Raw genomic sequence first — 16,813 nt, 5'->3', positions numbered from 1 at the left:
AGATGTTCGACCCGATAGTGTTTGAATGTGGCCCGGATCGCTTACCTCGGTCCCGAGGGGACCTTCACCGAAGCGGCGCTGCGGCAGATGGTCGAGGCCGGCATGGTGCCGCAGCCCAGCCCAGATGCCGTGCAGCCGATGCCGACCGAGACCACACCCGCTGCACTGGAGTCCGTCCGCGAGGGCGTTGCCGACTACGCCTGCGTACCGATCGAGAACTCGATCGACGGTTCGGTCATACCCACGCTGGACACACTGGCAATCGGGACGCCGCTGCAGGTGTTCGCGGAGTTGACCCTCGATGTCGCGTTCAACATCGTCGTCAAACCGGGCCGGGCGGCCGACGACGTGCGCACGTTGGCCGCCTTCCCCGTCGCCGCGGCACAGGTGCGCCGTTGGCTGGCCGCCCATCTGCCCGCGGCCGAAGTGCGCCCGGCGAACTCCAATGCCGATGCCGCGCAGCAAGTCGCCGATGGTCGGGTCGACGCCGCGGTGAGTTCGCCGCTGGCCGGCACCCACCGCGGGTTGGTGGCACTCGCCGAGGGCGTCGTCGACGAAGCCAATGCGCGCACCCGGTTCGTGTTGGTGGGTCAGCCGGCCCCGCCGCCGGCTCGTACCGGCACCGACCGGACGTCGGTGGTGCTGCGCATCGACAACGTGCCGAGCGCGCTGGCGTCGGCGCTCACCGAGTTCGGTATGCGCGACATCGACCTCACCCGGATCGAATCCCGGCCCACCCGAACCGAGTTGGGCACCTACATGTTCTTCTTGGATTGCGTGGGCCACATCGACGACGACGCGGTCGCCGAGGCACTCAAAGCGCTGCACCGTCGTTGTGCTGATGTGCGATACCTGGGTTCCTGGCCGATGGGAGCGGCTGCCGGCGCGCCGCCGCCGCAGCTGGACGAGGCGTCACGGTGGCTGGAACAGCTGCGCGCGGGCAAACCCGAGCAGGACCCGGAGCCGCAACGATGAGCGGTCGGCTGGTATTACTGCGGCACGGCCAGTCCTACGGCAACGTCGAGCGCCGGCTGGACACCCGCCCGCCGGGCACCGAGCTCACGCCGCTGGGCCGCGATCAGGCCCGGGCTTTCGCACGCGACGATTCGTACCGCCCGGGGCTGTTGCTGCATTCGGTGGCCACCCGCGCCGCGCAGACCGCCGCAGAGCTCAGCGCCGAGGTACACATGCCCGCGCATGCCGTCATCGGCATACACGAGGTGCAGGTCGGCGACCTGGAAAACCGCAGCGACGACGACGCCGTGGCCGAGTTCAACGCCATCTATCAACGCTGGCATGAGGGCGAACGGGAGTTGGCGCTACCGGGCGGAGAGACCGCCAACCAGGTGCTGAGCCGCTATGTGCCGGTGTTGACCGACCTGCGGATGCGCTATCTGGACAACGACGACTGGACCAGCGACATCGTCATCGTCAGCCACGGGGCGGCGATCCGGCTGACGGCGGCCGTGCTGGCCGGTGTCGAAAGCGGCTTTGTCGTCGACCACCACCTGGGCAACACCGAGGCGGTGGTGCTGGCGCCGATCACCGACGGGCGCTGGAGCTGTGTGCAGTGGGGAGCACTGACCCCGCCGTTCTATCCGGTGCCGGAACCCACTCCGGTTGCCGACGCAGTCGAGTCAGGAGTCGACCCGATGGGGTGACGGCGCCGGATCCGATTCAGCCTGCCAGGGCGGGCGGGGCGCTTACGTCCGCGCACCCGCAGCCGACCGCGTCGCAGTCGATGACGAAGGCGTGCGGCATCAGCTCCGGGCTGGTGCATCCGTCCTCGGTGCACTCCGAGCGGTGCATCCAATGACGAATCATGGTGCCGTGGCAGTGATCCAAGCCTGCCCGGCAGTCGCGGCAGCCTGTGCTCATGCGTCGTTCTTAGCACTAGGCGCCGACAGATCCGCGTCGGCGCGCCGCGATCAGGCCCAGCCCAATTCGTGCAACCGGTCGTCGTCGATGCCGAAGTGGTGGGCGATCTCGTGGATCACGGTGATCGCCACCTCGTCGACGACCTCGTCGTCGGAGTCGCAGACGTCCAACAGCGCGTCGCGGTAGATCGTGATGGTGTCCGGCAGCGAGCCGGCGTAATTGGAATCCCGCTCGGTCAGCGCCACTCCCTCGTACAGCCCGAGTAGGCCGGATTCATCCGGGTGCCGGTCGGCCACCAGCACCACCACGTTGTCCATGACCGCGGCCAGCTGGGGCGGGATCAGGTCGAGCGCGTCGGAGACCAGCTCGTCGAACCGTTGCGGATCCATCCGCACGGTCACCCGGCTATGCCCCCGGGGCGGGCGGCGGTGGTGGCGGCGGGGCTTCCGCAGGCGGGGGTGCAGGAGGCGCAGCTGGAGGCGGCTCCGGGGCGGGCGGTGGTGGCGGCGCCTCGGGAGCGGGCGCAGGCTGTTGCGGCGCGGGCTGCTGCGGTGCGGGTGCTGCCGGCTGTGGGGCCGGGGCGGCGGGCTGGCCCGGCAGGTGTTCGTTGCCCTGCCGCGGTTGGGTGGTCGATCCGGACGACGATTGTGACGATTGCGATGAGGTGCCCCCACCCGTCTGGGCCGGCGGCGACATCGGGATCGGCGGCAGGTTGAGTCGCTCCTGCGGGATGTCCGGCGGCGGAACCGGGGGCTGACCGTTGATCAGCAGCCGGCCCTTCGCGCTGTTCACCAGGGTCGCCCACCCGCCGTTGCCCAGGGTCGCCCCGATGCTGCAGGCGACCTCGCGGCTGCCGGCCGCCCAGCTGGGTAAGGACAGCGTCGGGTAGATCAGCGTCAGTGTGGTGCTGCGCAATTGGACCGGGGCCAGGTACGCGTCCGTCTGCCTGGTGCAGGCGTCCTTGATGAAACCGTCCTGCTCGGGCTCCGGCGGCAGCGCGTCGGGAAACTTGCTGAGCAAGTTGACCGTGCCGGTCACCTCCATCGCGTGCGGCGCCGAGCAATCGACCGGGATGTCGGTGGGTTGGTTGGTCGCCGGGTCAATACCCAGGCAGGTGCCGTCCGGCCATACCTTGGACTGGTCGCTGTCGGCGACCTTGCCTTTGAACACGAGCTGCTGGTTGCCCGTACCGGGCAGCTCCAAGCCGCAGAGCATGCGCCGCTCACCGGCCTGCCGCCAGGCTTTGTCACCGGACCACAGCATGCTGATGATGAACTTGCTGTTCGGGTCGAACTTGGCACCGAGGTAGCGGCGCACGGCCGACTCGCACTGCTCTTGGCTGATCTGTTCGATGCGCGCGGCCGACGGCGGCGCGGCGTCGGGACCGTACTCCGACCCCGGGAAGGTGCGCATGTCGACGGACTCGGCGACCTCGAAACGGTGCTCGTCCTTGCAGTTGACAATGGTCGCGGCCTCCGGCGTCCGGTCCGGCCACATCAGGCAGTCGCCGCCGGTGGCGCGGTTGAACGCGTCGTTGCCCTTCGAGCCGGTGCTCGGCACAGGGTCGATGTATCCGGCCAGCCTGCCGGGACCGCCGCCGATGGCCGGAAGCGCGGTGACCAGCCCGGCGATGAACAGGCCGCCCAGTGCGGTCAGCAGCAGCGCACGCCGGGTAGCCGAGGCTTGCAGGGTGCTCAGCCAGTCGGCCCGCGGTAGCCGGAATCGCGACCGGTCGGCCGGTGACTCATCCTGCTCGGGCACGTCAATCATCCGCTCCATTCTGACAGGCCCGCAGCACCGCGTGACCATTGATGCACATGTTCCTCGTGTGGATGCCCCCGACGGGCGAGATGTCGGCCGACTAGGGTTTTAGCCCGTGATCGACCTGAAGCTGCTGCGCGAAGACCCGGACACCGTCCGTCGCTCCCAGACCAGCCGCGGCGAGGACCCGGCCCTGGTCGACACGCTGCTGGCCGCCGATGCCAAGCGGCGGGCCGCGATCTCGACCGCCGACTCGCTGCGCGCCGAGCAGAAGGCCGCCAGCAAGAAGGTGGGCGCCGCATCCGCCGACGAGCGACCGGCCCTGCTGCAGCGAGCCAAGGAATTGGCGGAGCAGGTCAAGACCGCCGAAGCCGAGCAGGCCGATGCCGAGGCGGCGTTCACCGCCGCCCACATGGCGATCTCCAACGTGATCATCGACGGTGTGCCGGCCGGCGGCGAGGACGACTACACAGTTCTCGACGTCGTCGGGGAGCCGGCGGCGATCGAGAACGCCAAAGACCATCTGGAACTCGGCGAGTCGCTGGGGCTCATCGACATGGCGCGCGGCGCCAAGGTGTCCGGTTCGCGGTTCTACTTCCTGACCGGTAGGGGGGCCCTGCTGCAGCTGGGGCTGCTGCAGTTGGCGATGCGGCTGGCCGTCGACAACGGCTTCATCCCGGTCATTCCGCCGGTGCTGGTGCGCCCGGAGGTGATGTCGGGCACCGGGTTTCTCGGCGCCCACGCCGAGGAGGTGTACCACCTGGACGCCGACGACCTCTATCTGGTCGGGACCTCCGAAGTGCCGCTGGCCGGCTACCACGCCGACGAGATCCTCGACCTGTCCGGCGGCCCGCTGCGCTACGCGGGGTGGTCGTCGTGTTTTCGCCGCGAAGCAGGCAGCCATGGCAAGGACACCCGCGGCATCATCCGCGTGCACCAGTTCGACAAGGTCGAGGGCTTCGTCTACTGCGTACCTGCGGACGCCGAGGCCGAGCATCAGCGGCTGCTCGGCTGGCAGCGCGAGATGCTGGCCCGCATCGAGGTGCCATACCGCGTAATCGACGTCGCCGCAGGCGATCTCGGCTCGTCGGCGGCCCGCAAGTTCGACTGCGAAGCCTGGGTGCCTACCCAGCAGGCCTACCGTGAGCTGACCTCGACGTCGAACTGCACCACGTTCCAGGCCCGTCGGCTTTCCACCCGCTACCGGGACGCGGGGGGTAAGCCGCAGATCGCCGCGACGCTGAACGGCACCCTGGCCACCACCCGCTGGCTGGTCGCCATCCTGGAAAACCACCAACAGCCCGACGGCAGCGTGCGGGTGCCCGAGGCGCTAGTCCCGTTCGTCGGCACCGAGCTCCTGGAGCCTTAGCCGGAAGCGTCGAACCCAGCCGGACTCGAGGTCGTAGACCAGGCCGGTGACTTTCGTTTCCGACGACACCACCTCGCGCAGGCGGTGGACGTCGTAATTCACACCTGCCGCCGTCGAGCTACCGGCGCGCGTTCGCAGCGCTGTAATGCCGCTGGGATCGCTGCCTTACATGTGGCCGCGAGCCACACTCGCGAAAGTGGGGGTGCCGGCCTCGAGTGGGACGCGAGCGGCGCGCGCGGTGAAGCTGATCGCGTGATACCAGCCGCAGAGCATGGTGAGGTCGAGGATTTCACGCTCGCCGAACTCCTCGCTCAGCGTCTCCCACAGGGCGTCGTCGATGTCTCGGTGGTCGCAGAGCGCGTCGACGGCCCGAATCAGCAAGCGATCTCGGTCGATCGTCCAGCATGGATCGTCCGCGCTGCCGTGGGTCAACGATCTGATCTGGTCGCGATCAAGGCGCGCCTTGTCCGCGAAAAACGCTATGTGCACGCCCCATTCGTACTCACAGCCACAGCGGGCGCAGGTTCGGTCGATGACGATCTCGCGGCCGCGAAGCGACAGCGACAGCGCGCGGCTGAGCTCGTAGCCGCCCCAGCCCGTCATGGCCTCGGTCATGGGCAGGTTTTTGACCATGGTGCGAAACAGCGCGATCGGTGGAACGTTCGGCGGCATCATCGTCTGCAGCTGCAGGGCCACCGCCGGCTCATAGGGAGGTTCGAGAGCGCCGATCCGAGGCGTTACTATTTCCGTAACCATGAACGAGAAAGCTACGTTACGGAAATCGAAACGTCAACCGACGGTCGGGCCTGGGCCCGGCCGACCGGTACGCGGGTCGACCACGGGGCGTCCGCTGATGGCCGCGCTCGATCTGCTCGGGCGGCGCTGGTCGCTGCGCGTGCTGTGGGAGCTGCGGGACGGGCCGCTGGGAGCAAGGACGCTGCGCGAACGCTGCGACGGCATGTCGCCCAGCGTCCTTTACGTCCGGCTTGGTGAACTGACCAACGCGGGCCTCATCGTCCAGCGCGATGACCAGTGCTACGAATTGAGCGACGTGGGCCGGTCGCTCGACAAGGCGCTAATCCCATTGGACCAATGGGCTCGTCGCTGGGCGGAGACAACCACACCTTAGGCGTCCGCCGGCGTTGGCACGGCGGCGGTTTGGGCATGCCGACGTTGCCGTTCGATGGTGGCGAGGTACCAGGCAAGTGGGAAGGAAAAGCTGGTGAAAAAGCTGGCAAGGAAGAACAACCACGGACGCTGGATGCCACGCCGATAGCCGTCGACGATGGTAAACACCGGCAGCAGAATGACATTCGCGATGAGGTAGTCCTGGTCGCCCGAACCGGCGGCCGGGTTGGCGAACTGCTGCTGTAGGAAGTGCGGATAGCTGGCTGGTCCGTGGACGAGGTTGCCCTGGCCGGCCGCGTCGAGCACAAAATGGATGTTGAAGTACCAGCCCAGCGCGATCGAGGCGATCCCGGACGCGTAATACACAATTTCCAGCGGCGACAGCCACGGCCCGTCGGCCGGCTTGGCGTAGATCTTCGGGTTCGACGCGATAATCCAGCCGATGACGGCGAGCCCGAGTATTGCGTGCACGTAGAGCCAGATCATGGGCGAAGTCTCACCGCGCTCGCAAGTTTTGTCAAGATTGACACAATGGAAAGGAGTACCTTACAGCCATGGTCCGGCCCGCGCAGACGGCGCGCAGCGAACGCACCCGGGAGGCGTTGGTCCAGGCTGCGATGGTGCGATTCCTGGCCCAGGGAGTGGAGGAGACCTCGGCCGAGCAGATCGCTGGCGACGCCGGGGTGTCGTTGCGGACGTTCTATCGGCACTTCCGGTCCAAGCACGATTTGCTGTTTGCCGACTACACCGGACTCACCTGGTTTCGAGCCGCGCTCGACGCCCGACCTGCCGATGAACCGGTCATCGATTCCGTCCAGTCGGCCATCTTCGCGTTTCCGTATGACGTTGAGGCCGTGACGAAAATCGCCGCTATGCGTGGCGGCGACATTGACCAGGGCCGCATCGTCCGCCACATTCGCGACGTCCAAGCCGACTTGGCCGACGCCATCGAGGCGCAGTTGCGAAAGCATAGCTGCGCGGCGGATCAAACGGCCGATGCGCGGCTACGGATTACGGTGACCGCCCGTTGCATCGCGGCCGGTGTCTTCGGGGCCATGGAAGCCTGGATGGTCGGCGACGATCGATCGCTCGGCGAGTTGGCACGGATGTCGCATGTGGCGCTCGAATCGCTTCGGGCCGGTATATCCGGAACCTGGGCCACCGCAGTTTCGTCATAATTGACAAAACTTTGAGCGCATGCCAGCCTGCATTCCTGGAGGGCAGGACATGACTAGCTTTGACGCGATCGTTATCGGTGCCGGCCACAACGGGCTGGCCGCCGCGGTACTGCTGCAGAAGGCCGGGCTGCGCACGCTATGCCTGGAATCGAAGCTTTATGCCGGCGGCATGGCATCTACCGTGGAGCTTTTCGACGGCTACCAGTTCGAGATCGCCGGCTCCGTGCAGTTCCCCACGGCGTCGGTGGTTGTCGCAGAGCTTGGACTGGACACTTTGCCGACGATCGACCTGGAGGTGATGTCGGTAGCGCTGCGCGGTGTCGGTGACGCTCCCCTGGTGCAGTACAGCGACCCGATCAAATTGTTCGCTCACCTCAACGAGGTGCACGGGGCCGACGCCGTCAACGGAATGGCGGGGCTGATGGCGTGGAGTCAGGCGCCGACGCGCGCCCTGGGCCGGTTCGAGGCCGGCACGCCGCCCAAGAGCCTCGACGAGATGTATGCCTGTGCCACAGGTGAATTCGAACGCTCGGCCATCGACGACATGCTGTTCGGTTCGACGACCGATGTGCTGGACCGCTATCTTCCCGACCGCGAGAAGCACGGTGCGCTGCGCGGCTCGATGACCGTCCTGGCCGTCAACACGCTCTACCGCGGGCCGGCCACCCCGGGCAGCGCGGCGGCGCTCGCGTTCGGACTGGGTGTTCCCGACGGCGACACCATCCAGATGAAGAAGCTGCGCGGCGGCATCGGCGCGCTGACCGCGCATCTGTGCCGAGTGTTGGAGAGTCACGGCGGCGAAGTGCGGTTGCGTACCAAGGTGAGCGAAATCCTCGTCGCCGACGGCCGGGTGGGCGGAGTACGCACCGAAGCGGGTGACACGCTGACTGCCCCGATCGTCGTGTCCGGCATCGCGCCCGATGTCACGCTCAACGAAATGATCGACCCGGGCGCGCTGCCCGCCGATATCCGGGAACGCTATGCGCGCATCGATCACCGCGGCAGCTACCTGCAGATGCACTTCGCGCTGAACGAAGCACCGGTCTTCGCCGCACCCTACGAGGCGCTCAACGACCCGGCCATGCAGGCGTCGATCGGCCTCTTCTGCACGCCGGAGGAAGTCCAACAGCAATGGGAGGACAGCAGGCGCGGGATCGTTCCGGCCGACCCTACTGTGGTGTTGCAGATCCCGTCGCAGAACGATCCGGGCCTGGCGCCGCGAGGCAGGCACGCCGCATCGGCGTTCGCGCTGTGGTTCCCGATCGAGGGCAACACCGACTACGGCCAGGCGAAGGTTGAAATGGGTCAGCGGGTGATCGACAAGATCACCCGCCTCGCGCCGAATTTCGAAGCCAGCATCATCAGGCACACCACCTTCACGCCCAGGCACATGGGTGTGATGTTCGGTGCCCCCGGCGGAGACTACTGCCATGGGCTGCTGAACCCGGATCAGATCGGGCCCAACCGGCCCGGCCCGAAAGGCTTTCTGCACCAACCCATCCCAATCGACGGACTCTACCTGGGCAGCGCGGGGTGTCACGGCGGGCCGGGGATCACGTTCATCCCGGGTTATAACGCGGCGCATCAAGCACTCGTCGACGCCGGGTGCTCGCGGCCCAAGGGCTAACCGCGCTTCTCCAACAGCCTGTCCAGCAGCGCGGTGAACTCGTCCGGGTCCGCCGGCGTACACGCGGGACTCGGTCTGGTCCCCGGCACGTCGAGGGTGATCAGCGTGGACCGCAGCGGTCGCTTGATGTCCAGCGGCAGCCAGCGGCGCAGATCTGAGCTGCCCCAGAAGCGGAACCGGTGGATGAACAGCCCCAGCGGTTCAACCTTGTATCCGCGAATCCGATCCAGCGCGATGATCTTCGAAGTGCCGGACGGAAAGTGGTAACGGCGAAGCGTGATGGCTTTCCGGTCCAGCTGGACAAGCCCGTCGTCGTAGACCGCGGCGCTCATCGCCGGGAGCACCGAAGCTCGTGACCCCGCGCGGTCAGGCAGCGGCCGGTTTCCAGATTCCACTGCCATCCGTGCAGGTTACAGGTCAACGTGGTGCCATCCACCACGCCGAATTTAGACAGGTCGGCCTTCAGATGAGGGCACCTGCGTTGGATCTCCCAGCCGTCCAACGTGATCGACGTGGTGTCGTCGTGCGTCTCGGCGAACCAGCCGTCGGCGTAGGCGATCCGCTCGTCGGTCAGACACTTGAAGAACGTATACAGGTATTCGTTGTAGCCACCGACTCGCCACGCCTTGAAGCGGGTGGACAAGAAGATGCTGTTGACCCAGTCGGGCTCCTTCTCGCGCAGCACGGTGCGAACCAGCTCTGGTGGTATCTCAAACCCGTAGCGAAACTTCTCGTCGGTAATCGGTTCCCGCACAGTGCGTTTGGGAAAATCGAGCGCGACCCGCTGTGGGCCCATTACCAATTCGACCGGGTAGCCGATGCCGTCGCAGATCTCGTCGCCGGCCAGCATGATCGGCTCGAAGACCGCCCGCAGCGGCTCCAGCAGCGGTTCGCCGGTCGCAGGCTCCCAGCCGGCCTTCTCCGCGGCCAGCACCGGCGCCATGCGTTCCGCATAGTCGGCGATATACGCGGCCTTTCCGGTGGTGAAGATGGCCTCGACTTCGTCGGTGGGCAGCGGGTGGTGCACTGAGTCCAGTTGTGCACCAGTGAAATCAGCGGTGGATCCGGGGATCATCAGCAGACCGCGGTCGTGGCCGTGCGCGCGCATCTGTTCGAGAAAGACCATCTGGTCGGGGAAGATGTTGGCGGGGTCGCCGTGGTCGTCGTTGAGGTGACGCAGCTCCGGGTCCAAGAAGCACGGCGGACCGGCGGACGGGATCACCCAGGTGGCGCCGACTTGGGCGACGTACTGACGAGCGCGGTCCATCTGGCGTTGGCGCTTCTGGGTGCCGAACGTCTGTTTGGCGCGTTCCGGCATCTCGTAGACCATCGGATACCAGATCGCGCCGGAGTACTGCAGCATGTGCACATCGACGTGACCGAAGTCAGCGTGCAGCACTTCGAGGTCGACCGGGCGTGCATCGTTCATGTTGAATGCCGTCGTCACGCCGTCACAGACCACCAGCGCGGAATCGCCGATCGGACCGTCGGCCGGGGCCCGCAGCGCGATGACCATCACGTCGAGGTCGCCCTTGGGCCCGCGGACCCGGTGTTTCACCGAGTCGGTGGTCTCGAAGAACTGGTGAAAGCCCAGCTTCTCCAACGCATCTCGCAAGTCAGGCACCGGGTAGTCGGGCAGCAGCACGACCGCGTCCTTGTTGACATGTTCGCGCAGCAGCTTGGCGTCGAAGTGGTCCCGGTGCAGGTGCGAGACGTATAGGTAGTCGCAGTTGCCCAGGCTGTCCCAGTCCAGCCCGCTGTTGTCCGGGAAGGGGAACCAGGAGCCGAAGTAGGCCGGGTTGACCCAGGGGTCGCACAGAATGCTGCCCGCCTGGGTCTCGATCCGAAAGCCAGCATGGCCGACGCTGGTGACCTGCATCGCCGCCCCAGCCTAGCGGCGATCGCGAGCGCGGCGAATGCAGGGCGCGGTACACCTGGCCTTCTACCCGGACTGTGGTTCTCACAGCCACGTCGCATATCGCGGGATTAGGGTTGGTGACCGTGGAACCGGTGTATGGAACTGTCATCCAGCTCGCACGCCTGGTCTGGCGATTACAAGGCTTGCGGTTCACCGTCACGGGGGTGGAGAACCTGCCCGAGACCGGCGGCGCCGTCGTCGCGATCAACCACACCAGCTATTTCGACTTCACCTTCGCCGGGTTGCCCGCCTACAAACAGGGCCTCGGGCGCAAAGTGCGGTTCATGGCCAAACAGGAGGTCTTCGACCACAAGGTCGCCGGACCGCTGATGCGCAAGATGGGCCACATCCCGGTGGACCGGGGCAGCGGCGGTGAATCATTCGAAGCCGCCGTCACGATCCTCAAAGAGGGCGAACTGGTCGGCGTCTATCCGGAAGCAACGATCAGCCGCAGCTTCGAAATCAAGGAGCTCAAGTCCGGCGCGGCCCGCATGGCGATCGCCGCCGGCGTCCCGATCGTCCCGCACATCGTGTGGGGTGCCCAGCGGATCTGGACCAAGGACCATCCGAAGAAGATGTACCGCCCGAAGGTGCCCATCTCGGTGGCGGTGGGTGAACCGATTCCCCCGACGTTGCCCGCATCGGAGCTGACCACGTTGTTGCACTCGCGGATGCAGCATCTGCTCGAGCGGGTGCAAAACGCCTACGGGTCACACCCAGCCGGTGAGTTCTGGGTGCCGCACCGACTGGGCGGTGGCGCCCCGTCCCTCGCAGAGGCTGCCCGATTGGACGCTGAGGAGGCCAGCCAGCGAGCCGCCGCCCGGGCGGCCCGCCAGCGGACCGATCCAGCGGGCGCCTCGGAGTAGCACATGGAGCCGGTTTTCCGCACTCTCGAAATCGCCGCCAAGGCAGTCGTCATGGCCACCGGCACCAAGATCACCTATCAGAACCTGGAGAACATTCCCGCCAGCGGCGGAGCATTGGTGGCGATCAATCACACCAGCTACCTGGACTGGCTGCCCGCCGCTCTTGCCGTGCACTACCGCGGGCGGCGCATCCGATACCTGATCAAGGCCGAGATGCAAGAGGTCAAGATCGTCAATTTCCTGATCAAGCACACCAAGACCGTCCCGGTGAACCGCGCGGCCGGGGCCGACGCCTATGCCGCCGCCGTCGAGTTACTGAACGACGGCGAGATCGTGGGCCTGATGCCCGAAGCGGGTATCAGCCGCAGCTTCGAGCTCAAGGAGTTCAAGACCGGGGCGGCCCGCTTGGCGCTCGAAGCGCAGGTGCCTATCGTTCCGCTGATCGTCTGGGGAGTACACCGGATGTGGACGGAAGGTCACCCGAGAAACCTCGGCCGCAAGAAGATCCCGATCACTGTGGCGGCTGGCGCGCCACTGTCGCCGACCGGCGATGCCGAACACCTCGTCGCTGCGCTGCGGGAGGAGATGACCTCGTTGCTGCACCGCGTTCAGCAGGAGTATCCGCATCCGCAAGGCGCGTGGTGGGTGCCGGCGTGGCTAGGGGGGATGGCACCCACAGTGGAAGAGGCAAAGATTATTCAGGAGACCTTCTTCGCCGAGCGCGCCCGCAAGCGGGCAAAGCACGGTCGGTGACGCCGTGAGCAGCTAAGGTCGCAGACGGACAGACCGTCGAGGTCGGGGCGGCTGGACGAGAGGGGTGATGGGCGTGCCCGAGCCCGTTTTCCGAACGTTGGAGATCATCCTCAAGAGTGCAATCGCCGCCACCGGAACGAAGATCACGATTCACGGTCAGCACCACATTCCAGGGCGCGGCGGCGCGTTGATCGCCATGAACCACACCAGCTATGTGGACTGGCTGCCGGCAGAACTGGCAGCCGTCAACCGAGGGCGTCGGCTTCGGTTTCTGATCAAGGCCGAGCTACAGCAGGTGCGGGGGATCAATTTCGTGATCAAGCACGTCAAGCTCGTTCCCGTCGATCGCAGCGCTGGTGCCGAGGCTTACGCGCTGGCGGTCCAGCGGCTACGGGAGGGCGAACTGGTCGGATTGCATCCCGAAGCCACCATCAGCCGCAGCTTCGAGCTCAGGGAATTCAAGTCCGGCGCTGTCCGGCTGGCGCACGAGGCACAGGTCCCGATCATCCCGCTGGTGGTCTGGGGCGCCCACCGCATCTGGACCAAAGGACACCCGAAGTCGTTGGGCCGCAAGAAGATCCCGATCACCGTGAACATCGGGCCGCCGATGTATGCGACCGGAACTCTGGCGCAGACCCAAGCCGCGCTGCGTGCAGCGCTGAACACATTGCTCTACGAGGCGCAGGAGTCCTACCCCCATCCGACGGGAGCGTACTGGGTGCCGCGGCGGCTGGGCGGCGCGGCGCCGACTCCCGCGGAGGCGGAGGCACTCGACCGGGCCGAACTCGTCGAGCGGGAACAGCGACGCGCAGACCATGACAAAACGGCCCGTAAACTGATTGACCTCTCGCCACGACGCTGGCGCCGGATGGTCCCGCACGCCTCGGGCGAACAGCCCAAGCGGATCGCTTGATCAGGCTCGACGAGCGACGGCGCGGGGCTGCGCGAAAGGAGCAACGAGCATGGCAGAGCCGCTTTACCGGTTCGCGGAGTGGGTAGTACCGCCGGTCGTCGCGATGAACGGAAACAAATTCACGTTCCAGGGTCTTGAGAACATTCCCGAACGGGGCGGCGCCGTGCTTGCTCAGAACCACACCAGCTACCTGGACTGGCTTCCGACATATCTGGCAGTGCGTGAGCGCGGCCGCCGCATGTACAACATGATCAAGGCTGAGATGGCCGACGTGAAGGCGGTCCACTTCGTGATCAAGCACGTCAGGCTCATCCCGGTTGATCGTAGGCAGGGGCACGACGCATTCGAGCTGGCCGTGCAGCGGCTGCGCGAGGGCGAACTCATCGGAATGCATCCCGAGGCCACCATCAGCCGCAGTTTCGAGCTCCGGCCATTCAAGACCGGGGCAGCCCGGATGGCGCTGGAGGCGCAGGTACCGATCATTCCCGTGATTGTCTGGGGCGTACAGCGGATTTGGCCTAAGGACCATCCAAAAAAGCTGGTTCGCAACAAAGTTCCGATCACTGTGGCCGTCGGCCGGCCGTTGCCGCCGCGCGGCGACGCCGATCAACTCAACGCGGCACTTCGCGAAGCGATGAATTCGTTGCTCTACCGGGTCCAGGAGGAGTACCCGCATCCCGCGGGGGAGTTCTGGGTGCCGCGACGGCTGGGCGGCAGCGCACCGAACCCGGACGAGTCGAAGCAACTCCGGGTAGCGGAACTGGCTGAGCGGGCTCGCAAAGCGGCGCTGCGTGAAGCTGCATCGGCTGAGCGGCGACGCAAACCGGGCGTGCGCGGCTTGTGACAGCGCCCGACAACGGCGGCGGAGCGTCCCGGTGACCCTGCCGGCACTTATCGCGTGCGACGTGGACGGCACCCTGATCACCGACGACGACAGCATCACCCCGCGCACCCGCAACGCCATACGCGCCGCTGTCGATGCCGGGGCGCAGTTTGTCCTGGCCACCGGGCGTCCGCCGCGATGGGTGCAACCGGTGGTCGACGAGCTCGGGTTCGCGCCGATAGCGGTGTGCGCCAACGGCGCAGTCATCTATGACCCGGCGACTGACCGGGTGTTGTCCGCCCGCACGTTGTCTGCCGACACGTTAGGCGAGCTGGCCGAGATCGCCACCCGCGCAATCCCCGGTGCCGGGCTGGCGGTCGAGCGGGTCGGCAGCAGCGCGCACGACGCGGCGACGCCGCAGTTCGTCAGCTCGCCGGGCTACGAACACGCCTGGCTCAACCCCGACAACACCGAGGTATCCCTGGAAGACCTGCTCAGCGCACCGGCGATCAAGCTACTGATCCGAAAGGCCGGTGCCCGCAGCTCCGATATGGCGGCCGAGCTGGCCAAGCACGTCGGTCTCGAGGGGGATATCACGTACTCCACCAACAACGGGCTGATCGAGATCGTGCCGCTGGGCATCAGCAAGGCCACCGGTATCGCCGAGCTCGCGCGGCCACGCGGCATCACCGATGACGACGTGGTCGCATTCGGGGACATGCCCAACGACGTGCCGATGCTGTTGCGCGCCGGGCACGGTGTGGCGATGGGCAATGCGCATCCTGATGCGGTGGCCGCGGCCGATGAGGTGACCACCCCCAACACCGACGACGGTGTGGCACGGGTGCTGGAACGCTGGTGGCTTTAGGGCGCGAACGGTTTACGCAGCCGGATGCACGGGTGAGAACCGCTCGAGCTGTACCGGCGGGCCATCGGGCGACGGCGGCGGTAGTTCCTCGGCGATGCCGTCGATGACCCGGGTGACGCGACCGCTCTCCCGGTCGAAGTTCAACGTGCCGTGCTGGAAGTTCTGCTTGACCCACTGGGGTTCTTGGATCTCCCCGCTGGTCGGCAGGCCCAGGGCGCCGCGCTCGTAACCGAGCGAGGCCCAGGCGTCGTAAATCGCGCCGGTGAGCGGCTGGGCACCGGTTTCGGGTGACCAATAGATCGCGCCCTTGTCGAAGGTGGCGTAGTGCGCCGAGCCGGCTGCCGTCGCCTCCAGCGACGTGGGCACGCCCAGCACGCTGGTCATCCCGCCCATCGCCTGCCATCGGTCATAGATCGCGCCGCCCCGCAGTGCGGCCGCCAAGTCCTCCGGGCTAGGTGGCTCGTTGAATCGGGCTGCGATGCTGCGGATCTCGTCCATGAGGCCGTAGGCCACGTTGCCGGGGCAATCGGTGGCGCCGACGTCGCGGTGGCTGAAAATGGTCGGCAGTGTCGGCACGGCGCCGGCCGGGAAGTTGGTGTTGGGGCCGCCGGCTGACGTCAGCGTCACCGTGCCGCGTGGGTCGACGTGGTCGATGCCCAGCCGCCAGCCGAGCAGCCGGCCCAGGGTACGCAGCTGGATCGGAGTCGGTGGCGCGTCGTCGAAGTTGCCGATCATCGCCACGCCCCAGGTGTCGCGGTTGAATCCGCCCGTATGCGATCCCTCGACGGCTCTCCTGAGGCCGCCGGCCCGCCCCTCGAACACCTGGCCGTACTTGTCGACCAGCGCGTTGTAGGCGATGTCGCACCAGCCCAGCGTCGTGGTGTGGTAGGCGTAGATCGACCGGACGATGGCGGCCGAATCCTGTGGCTGGTAGTCGTTGCTCTCCGCGGTGTGGTGAACCACCGCTGCACGAATTGAATTGTCGTACAAGGTGTTACCGCATCGTATCGATTCGTCCGCGCCCCACTGCGCCCGGCTGATGATGTTGGGGGGCTGACCCGGGGCGAGGACCGCGTCCGGCGGTGTCCATTGGGTATCGGCCGGTGCCTGCGGCGGCGAGATCAGGATCGCCGAGATGTTCTGCGCGAGCGGTTGTTCGACGGTCGCCGGGCGGTAACCGAGCTCCCGGCTTGCCGATGCGGTGACGGGTGGCGCCGATGTGACCGGCGCGCCGGCGGGCCGGGTCACCGCGATCTGCACAGTGGTGGTCTTCCCGACGAACACCGGATCGGTGCCGTGCAGACCCGTCGACGCCCCGACGTCGCTCAGCGTTTCGGTGTCATGCCACGGACCCCACGAGCCGTCGGCGCGCCGGGCGCGCACCCGCGCCGTGGTGCCGGTCAGGTCTCCTCCGGTCAACGCGACCATGGAAAACGGTGCAAGTTGGCTGACTTCGCGAACTGTGACGCCGCCGCCGAGGCCGATCAGCGGTCGTTGGGTGAGGTGGGTATCGCCACGATCCGGTGGCGCGCTGCGATGGGTCGGCGACGGGTCGGTTGCCCACGGCAGGATGACGACGGTCGCCGCGATAGCGGTGAACAGCATCCTCGGCGCGGGACGGCGGGGCGGCACGACCCGATGTTACGTATGTGTCTAGTGTTACAGATGATTCGACACGCTAAGTTGGCCCAGTGAGCCGGCACGGCACGGCACCGCAGAGTTTGGGTGGCG

At 66.7% G+C, this 16,813-nt stretch carries 19 protein-coding genes; 11 read left to right on the top strand and 8 right to left on the bottom strand.

What is annotated here, in order from left to right; all coding sequences use genetic code 11:
- Nucleotides 1-27 precede the first annotated feature (27 nt).
- Nucleotides 28-975: a prephenate dehydratase gene (gene pheA, locus AWC06_RS09730; RefSeq protein ID WP_139819996.1), complete on the top strand. Its 948-nt coding sequence runs from the start codon at nt 28-30 to the stop codon at nt 973-975.
- Entirely contained in the window at nt 972-1,661 is a 690-nt protein-coding gene (locus tag AWC06_RS09725; RefSeq protein ID WP_085196815.1) for a histidine phosphatase family protein, read from the top strand. The genes pheA and AWC06_RS09725 overlap by 4 nt, the downstream gene beginning before the upstream one ends.
- Before the next feature lie 16 nt (nt 1,662-1,677).
- Here AWC06_RS09725 and AWC06_RS09720 read toward each other — a convergent pair whose 3' ends face one another.
- From AWC06_RS09720 to AWC06_RS09710, 3 genes are read right to left on the bottom strand one after another with little or no spacing between them, the layout of a single operon-like run.
- Nucleotides 1,678-1,878 (bottom strand): hypothetical protein, encoded by a 201-nt coding sequence (locus AWC06_RS09720; protein ID WP_085196814.1) that lies wholly within the window; start codon nt 1,876-1,878, stop codon nt 1,678-1,680.
- A 50-nt stretch (nt 1,879-1,928) separates the two neighbouring features.
- Nucleotides 1,929-2,279: a metallopeptidase family protein gene (locus tag AWC06_RS09715; protein WP_085196812.1), complete on the bottom strand. Its 351-nt coding sequence runs from the start codon at nt 2,277-2,279 to the stop codon at nt 1,929-1,931.
- Between the two features lie 4 nt (nt 2,280-2,283).
- Nucleotides 2,284-3,657 (bottom strand): septum formation family protein, encoded by a 1,374-nt coding sequence (locus AWC06_RS09710; RefSeq protein WP_085196810.1) that lies wholly within the window; start codon nt 3,655-3,657, stop codon nt 2,284-2,286.
- A gap of 97 nt (nt 3,658-3,754) precedes the next feature.
- On the opposite strand from AWC06_RS09710, the gene serS reads away from it, so the two are divergent.
- Entirely contained in the window at nt 3,755-5,008 is a 1,254-nt protein-coding gene (gene serS / locus AWC06_RS09705; RefSeq protein WP_085196808.1) for a serine--tRNA ligase, read from the top strand.
- A gap of 165 nt (nt 5,009-5,173) precedes the next feature.
- On the opposite strand, the gene AWC06_RS09700 is transcribed toward serS, so the two are convergent.
- Nucleotides 5,174-5,704, bottom strand: a complete 531-nt coding sequence (locus AWC06_RS09700) for a carboxymuconolactone decarboxylase family protein (RefSeq protein WP_211281941.1) — start codon at nt 5,702-5,704, stop codon at nt 5,174-5,176.
- A gap of 58 nt (nt 5,705-5,762) precedes the next feature.
- Here AWC06_RS09700 and AWC06_RS09695 point away from each other — a divergent pair, with 58 nt between their 5' ends.
- Nucleotides 5,763-6,137, top strand: coding sequence for a winged helix-turn-helix transcriptional regulator (locus tag AWC06_RS09695; protein ID WP_085196806.1), 375 nt, complete (start codon nt 5,763-5,765; stop codon nt 6,135-6,137).
- Here the strand turns inward: AWC06_RS09695 and AWC06_RS09690 are convergent.
- A complete protein-coding gene (locus AWC06_RS09690) occupies nt 6,134-6,622 on the bottom strand; it encodes a DUF2834 domain-containing protein (RefSeq protein WP_085196804.1) in 489 nt (162 codons plus the stop codon). The genes AWC06_RS09695 and AWC06_RS09690 overlap by 4 nt on opposite strands.
- A 68-nt stretch (nt 6,623-6,690) precedes the next feature.
- On the opposite strand from AWC06_RS09690, the gene AWC06_RS09685 reads away from it, so the two are divergent.
- Together AWC06_RS09685 and AWC06_RS09680 are read left to right on the top strand one after the other, a co-directional pair.
- On the top strand, nt 6,691-7,314 hold the full coding sequence (locus AWC06_RS09685; protein WP_085196802.1) for a TetR/AcrR family transcriptional regulator: 624 nt from the start codon (nt 6,691-6,693) through the stop codon (nt 7,312-7,314).
- Nucleotides 7,315-7,363: 49 nt separating this feature from the next.
- Nucleotides 7,364-8,941 carry a phytoene desaturase family protein gene (locus tag AWC06_RS09680; protein WP_085196800.1) on the top strand — a complete coding sequence of 526 codons (1,578 nt, stop codon included), beginning with the start codon at nt 7,364-7,366 and terminating at the stop codon, nt 8,939-8,941.
- Here the strand turns inward: AWC06_RS09680 and AWC06_RS09675 are convergent.
- Nucleotides 8,938-9,273: a hypothetical protein gene (locus AWC06_RS09675; RefSeq protein ID WP_085196880.1), complete on the bottom strand. Its 336-nt coding sequence runs from the start codon at nt 9,271-9,273 to the stop codon at nt 8,938-8,940. The two genes, AWC06_RS09680 and AWC06_RS09675, sit on opposite strands and share 4 nt — an antisense overlap.
- A complete protein-coding gene (locus AWC06_RS09670; RefSeq protein ID WP_085196798.1) occupies nt 9,270-10,820 on the bottom strand; it encodes a Rieske 2Fe-2S domain-containing protein in 1,551 nt (516 codons plus the stop codon). Before AWC06_RS09670 ends, AWC06_RS09675 begins: the two co-directional genes overlap by 4 nt.
- A 122-nt stretch (nt 10,821-10,942) precedes the next feature.
- Here AWC06_RS09670 and AWC06_RS09665 point away from each other — a divergent pair, with 122 nt between their 5' ends.
- The 5 genes from AWC06_RS09665 to AWC06_RS09645 all read left to right on the top strand — a co-directional run bounded on the left by AWC06_RS09665 (nt 10,943) and on the right by AWC06_RS09645 (nt 15,082).
- Nucleotides 10,943-11,725 carry a lysophospholipid acyltransferase family protein gene (locus AWC06_RS09665; protein WP_085196878.1) on the top strand — a complete coding sequence of 261 codons (783 nt, stop codon included), beginning with the start codon at nt 10,943-10,945 and terminating at the stop codon, nt 11,723-11,725.
- Nucleotides 11,726-11,728: 3 nt separating this feature from the next.
- Nucleotides 11,729-12,478, top strand: coding sequence for a lysophospholipid acyltransferase family protein (locus tag AWC06_RS09660; protein WP_085196796.1), 750 nt, complete (start codon nt 11,729-11,731; stop codon nt 12,476-12,478).
- Nucleotides 12,479-12,551: 73 nt separating this feature from the next.
- The gene (locus tag AWC06_RS09655) at nt 12,552-13,391 is read left to right on the top strand and encodes a lysophospholipid acyltransferase family protein (RefSeq protein WP_085196876.1); all 840 of its coding nucleotides are present in this window, start codon (nt 12,552-12,554) and stop codon (nt 13,389-13,391) included.
- 49 nt (nt 13,392-13,440) lie between these two features.
- Nucleotides 13,441-14,235, top strand: a complete 795-nt coding sequence (locus AWC06_RS09650; protein ID WP_085196794.1) for a lysophospholipid acyltransferase family protein — start codon at nt 13,441-13,443, stop codon at nt 14,233-14,235.
- Nucleotides 14,236-14,266: 31 nt separating this feature from the next.
- Nucleotides 14,267-15,082 carry a Cof-type HAD-IIB family hydrolase gene (locus AWC06_RS09645; RefSeq protein WP_085196792.1) on the top strand — a complete coding sequence of 272 codons (816 nt, stop codon included), beginning with the start codon at nt 14,267-14,269 and terminating at the stop codon, nt 15,080-15,082.
- A 12-nt stretch (nt 15,083-15,094) separates the two neighbouring features.
- Here AWC06_RS09645 and AWC06_RS09640 read toward each other — a convergent pair whose 3' ends face one another.
- Nucleotides 15,095-16,687 (bottom strand): N-acetylmuramoyl-L-alanine amidase, encoded by a 1,593-nt coding sequence (locus AWC06_RS09640; RefSeq protein ID WP_085196790.1) that lies wholly within the window; start codon nt 16,685-16,687, stop codon nt 15,095-15,097.
- Nucleotides 16,688-16,813 lie beyond the last annotated feature (126 nt).

Source organism: Mycobacterium fragae, from assembly GCF_002102185.1.
GTDB classification, from domain to species: domain Bacteria; phylum Actinomycetota; class Actinomycetes; order Mycobacteriales; family Mycobacteriaceae; genus Mycobacterium; species Mycobacterium fragae.
The sequence above is the reverse complement of the archived record's forward strand: the minus strand, read 5'-3'. Positions and strand labels throughout refer to the sequence as shown.

Bases quoted from the DNA above. Each gene is read 5' to 3' on its own strand.
- AWC06_RS09690 (WP_085196804.1), bottom strand. From the start codon at position 6,622: ATGATCTGGCTCTACGTGCACGCAATACTCGGGCTCGCCGTCATCGGC.
- AWC06_RS09725 (WP_085196815.1), top strand. From the start codon at position 972: ATGAGCGGTCGGCTGGTATTACTGCGGCACGGCCAGTCCTACGGCAAC.
- AWC06_RS09685 (WP_085196802.1), top strand. From the start codon at position 6,691: ATGGTCCGGCCCGCGCAGACGGCGCGCAGCGAACGCACCCGGGAGGCG.
- AWC06_RS09675 (WP_085196880.1), bottom strand. From the start codon at position 9,273: ATGAGCGCCGCGGTCTACGACGACGGGCTTGTCCAGCTGGACCGGAAA.
- AWC06_RS09720 (WP_085196814.1), bottom strand. From the start codon at position 1,878: ATGAGCACAGGCTGCCGCGACTGCCGGGCAGGCTTGGATCACTGCCAC.
- AWC06_RS09680 (WP_085196800.1), top strand. From the start codon at position 7,364: ATGACTAGCTTTGACGCGATCGTTATCGGTGCCGGCCACAACGGGCTG.
- AWC06_RS09650 (WP_085196794.1), top strand. From the start codon at position 13,441: ATGGCAGAGCCGCTTTACCGGTTCGCGGAGTGGGTAGTACCGCCGGTC.
- AWC06_RS09660 (WP_085196796.1), top strand. From the start codon at position 11,729: ATGGAGCCGGTTTTCCGCACTCTCGAAATCGCCGCCAAGGCAGTCGTC.
- AWC06_RS09670 (WP_085196798.1), bottom strand. From the start codon at position 10,820: ATGCAGGTCACCAGCGTCGGCCATGCTGGCTTTCGGATCGAGACCCAG.
- AWC06_RS09695 (WP_085196806.1), top strand. From the start codon at position 5,763: ATGAACGAGAAAGCTACGTTACGGAAATCGAAACGTCAACCGACGGTC.
- AWC06_RS09710 (WP_085196810.1), bottom strand. From the start codon at position 3,657: ATGGAGCGGATGATTGACGTGCCCGAGCAGGATGAGTCACCGGCCGAC.
- AWC06_RS09640 (WP_085196790.1), bottom strand. From the start codon at position 16,687: ATGCTGTTCACCGCTATCGCGGCGACCGTCGTCATCCTGCCGTGGGCA.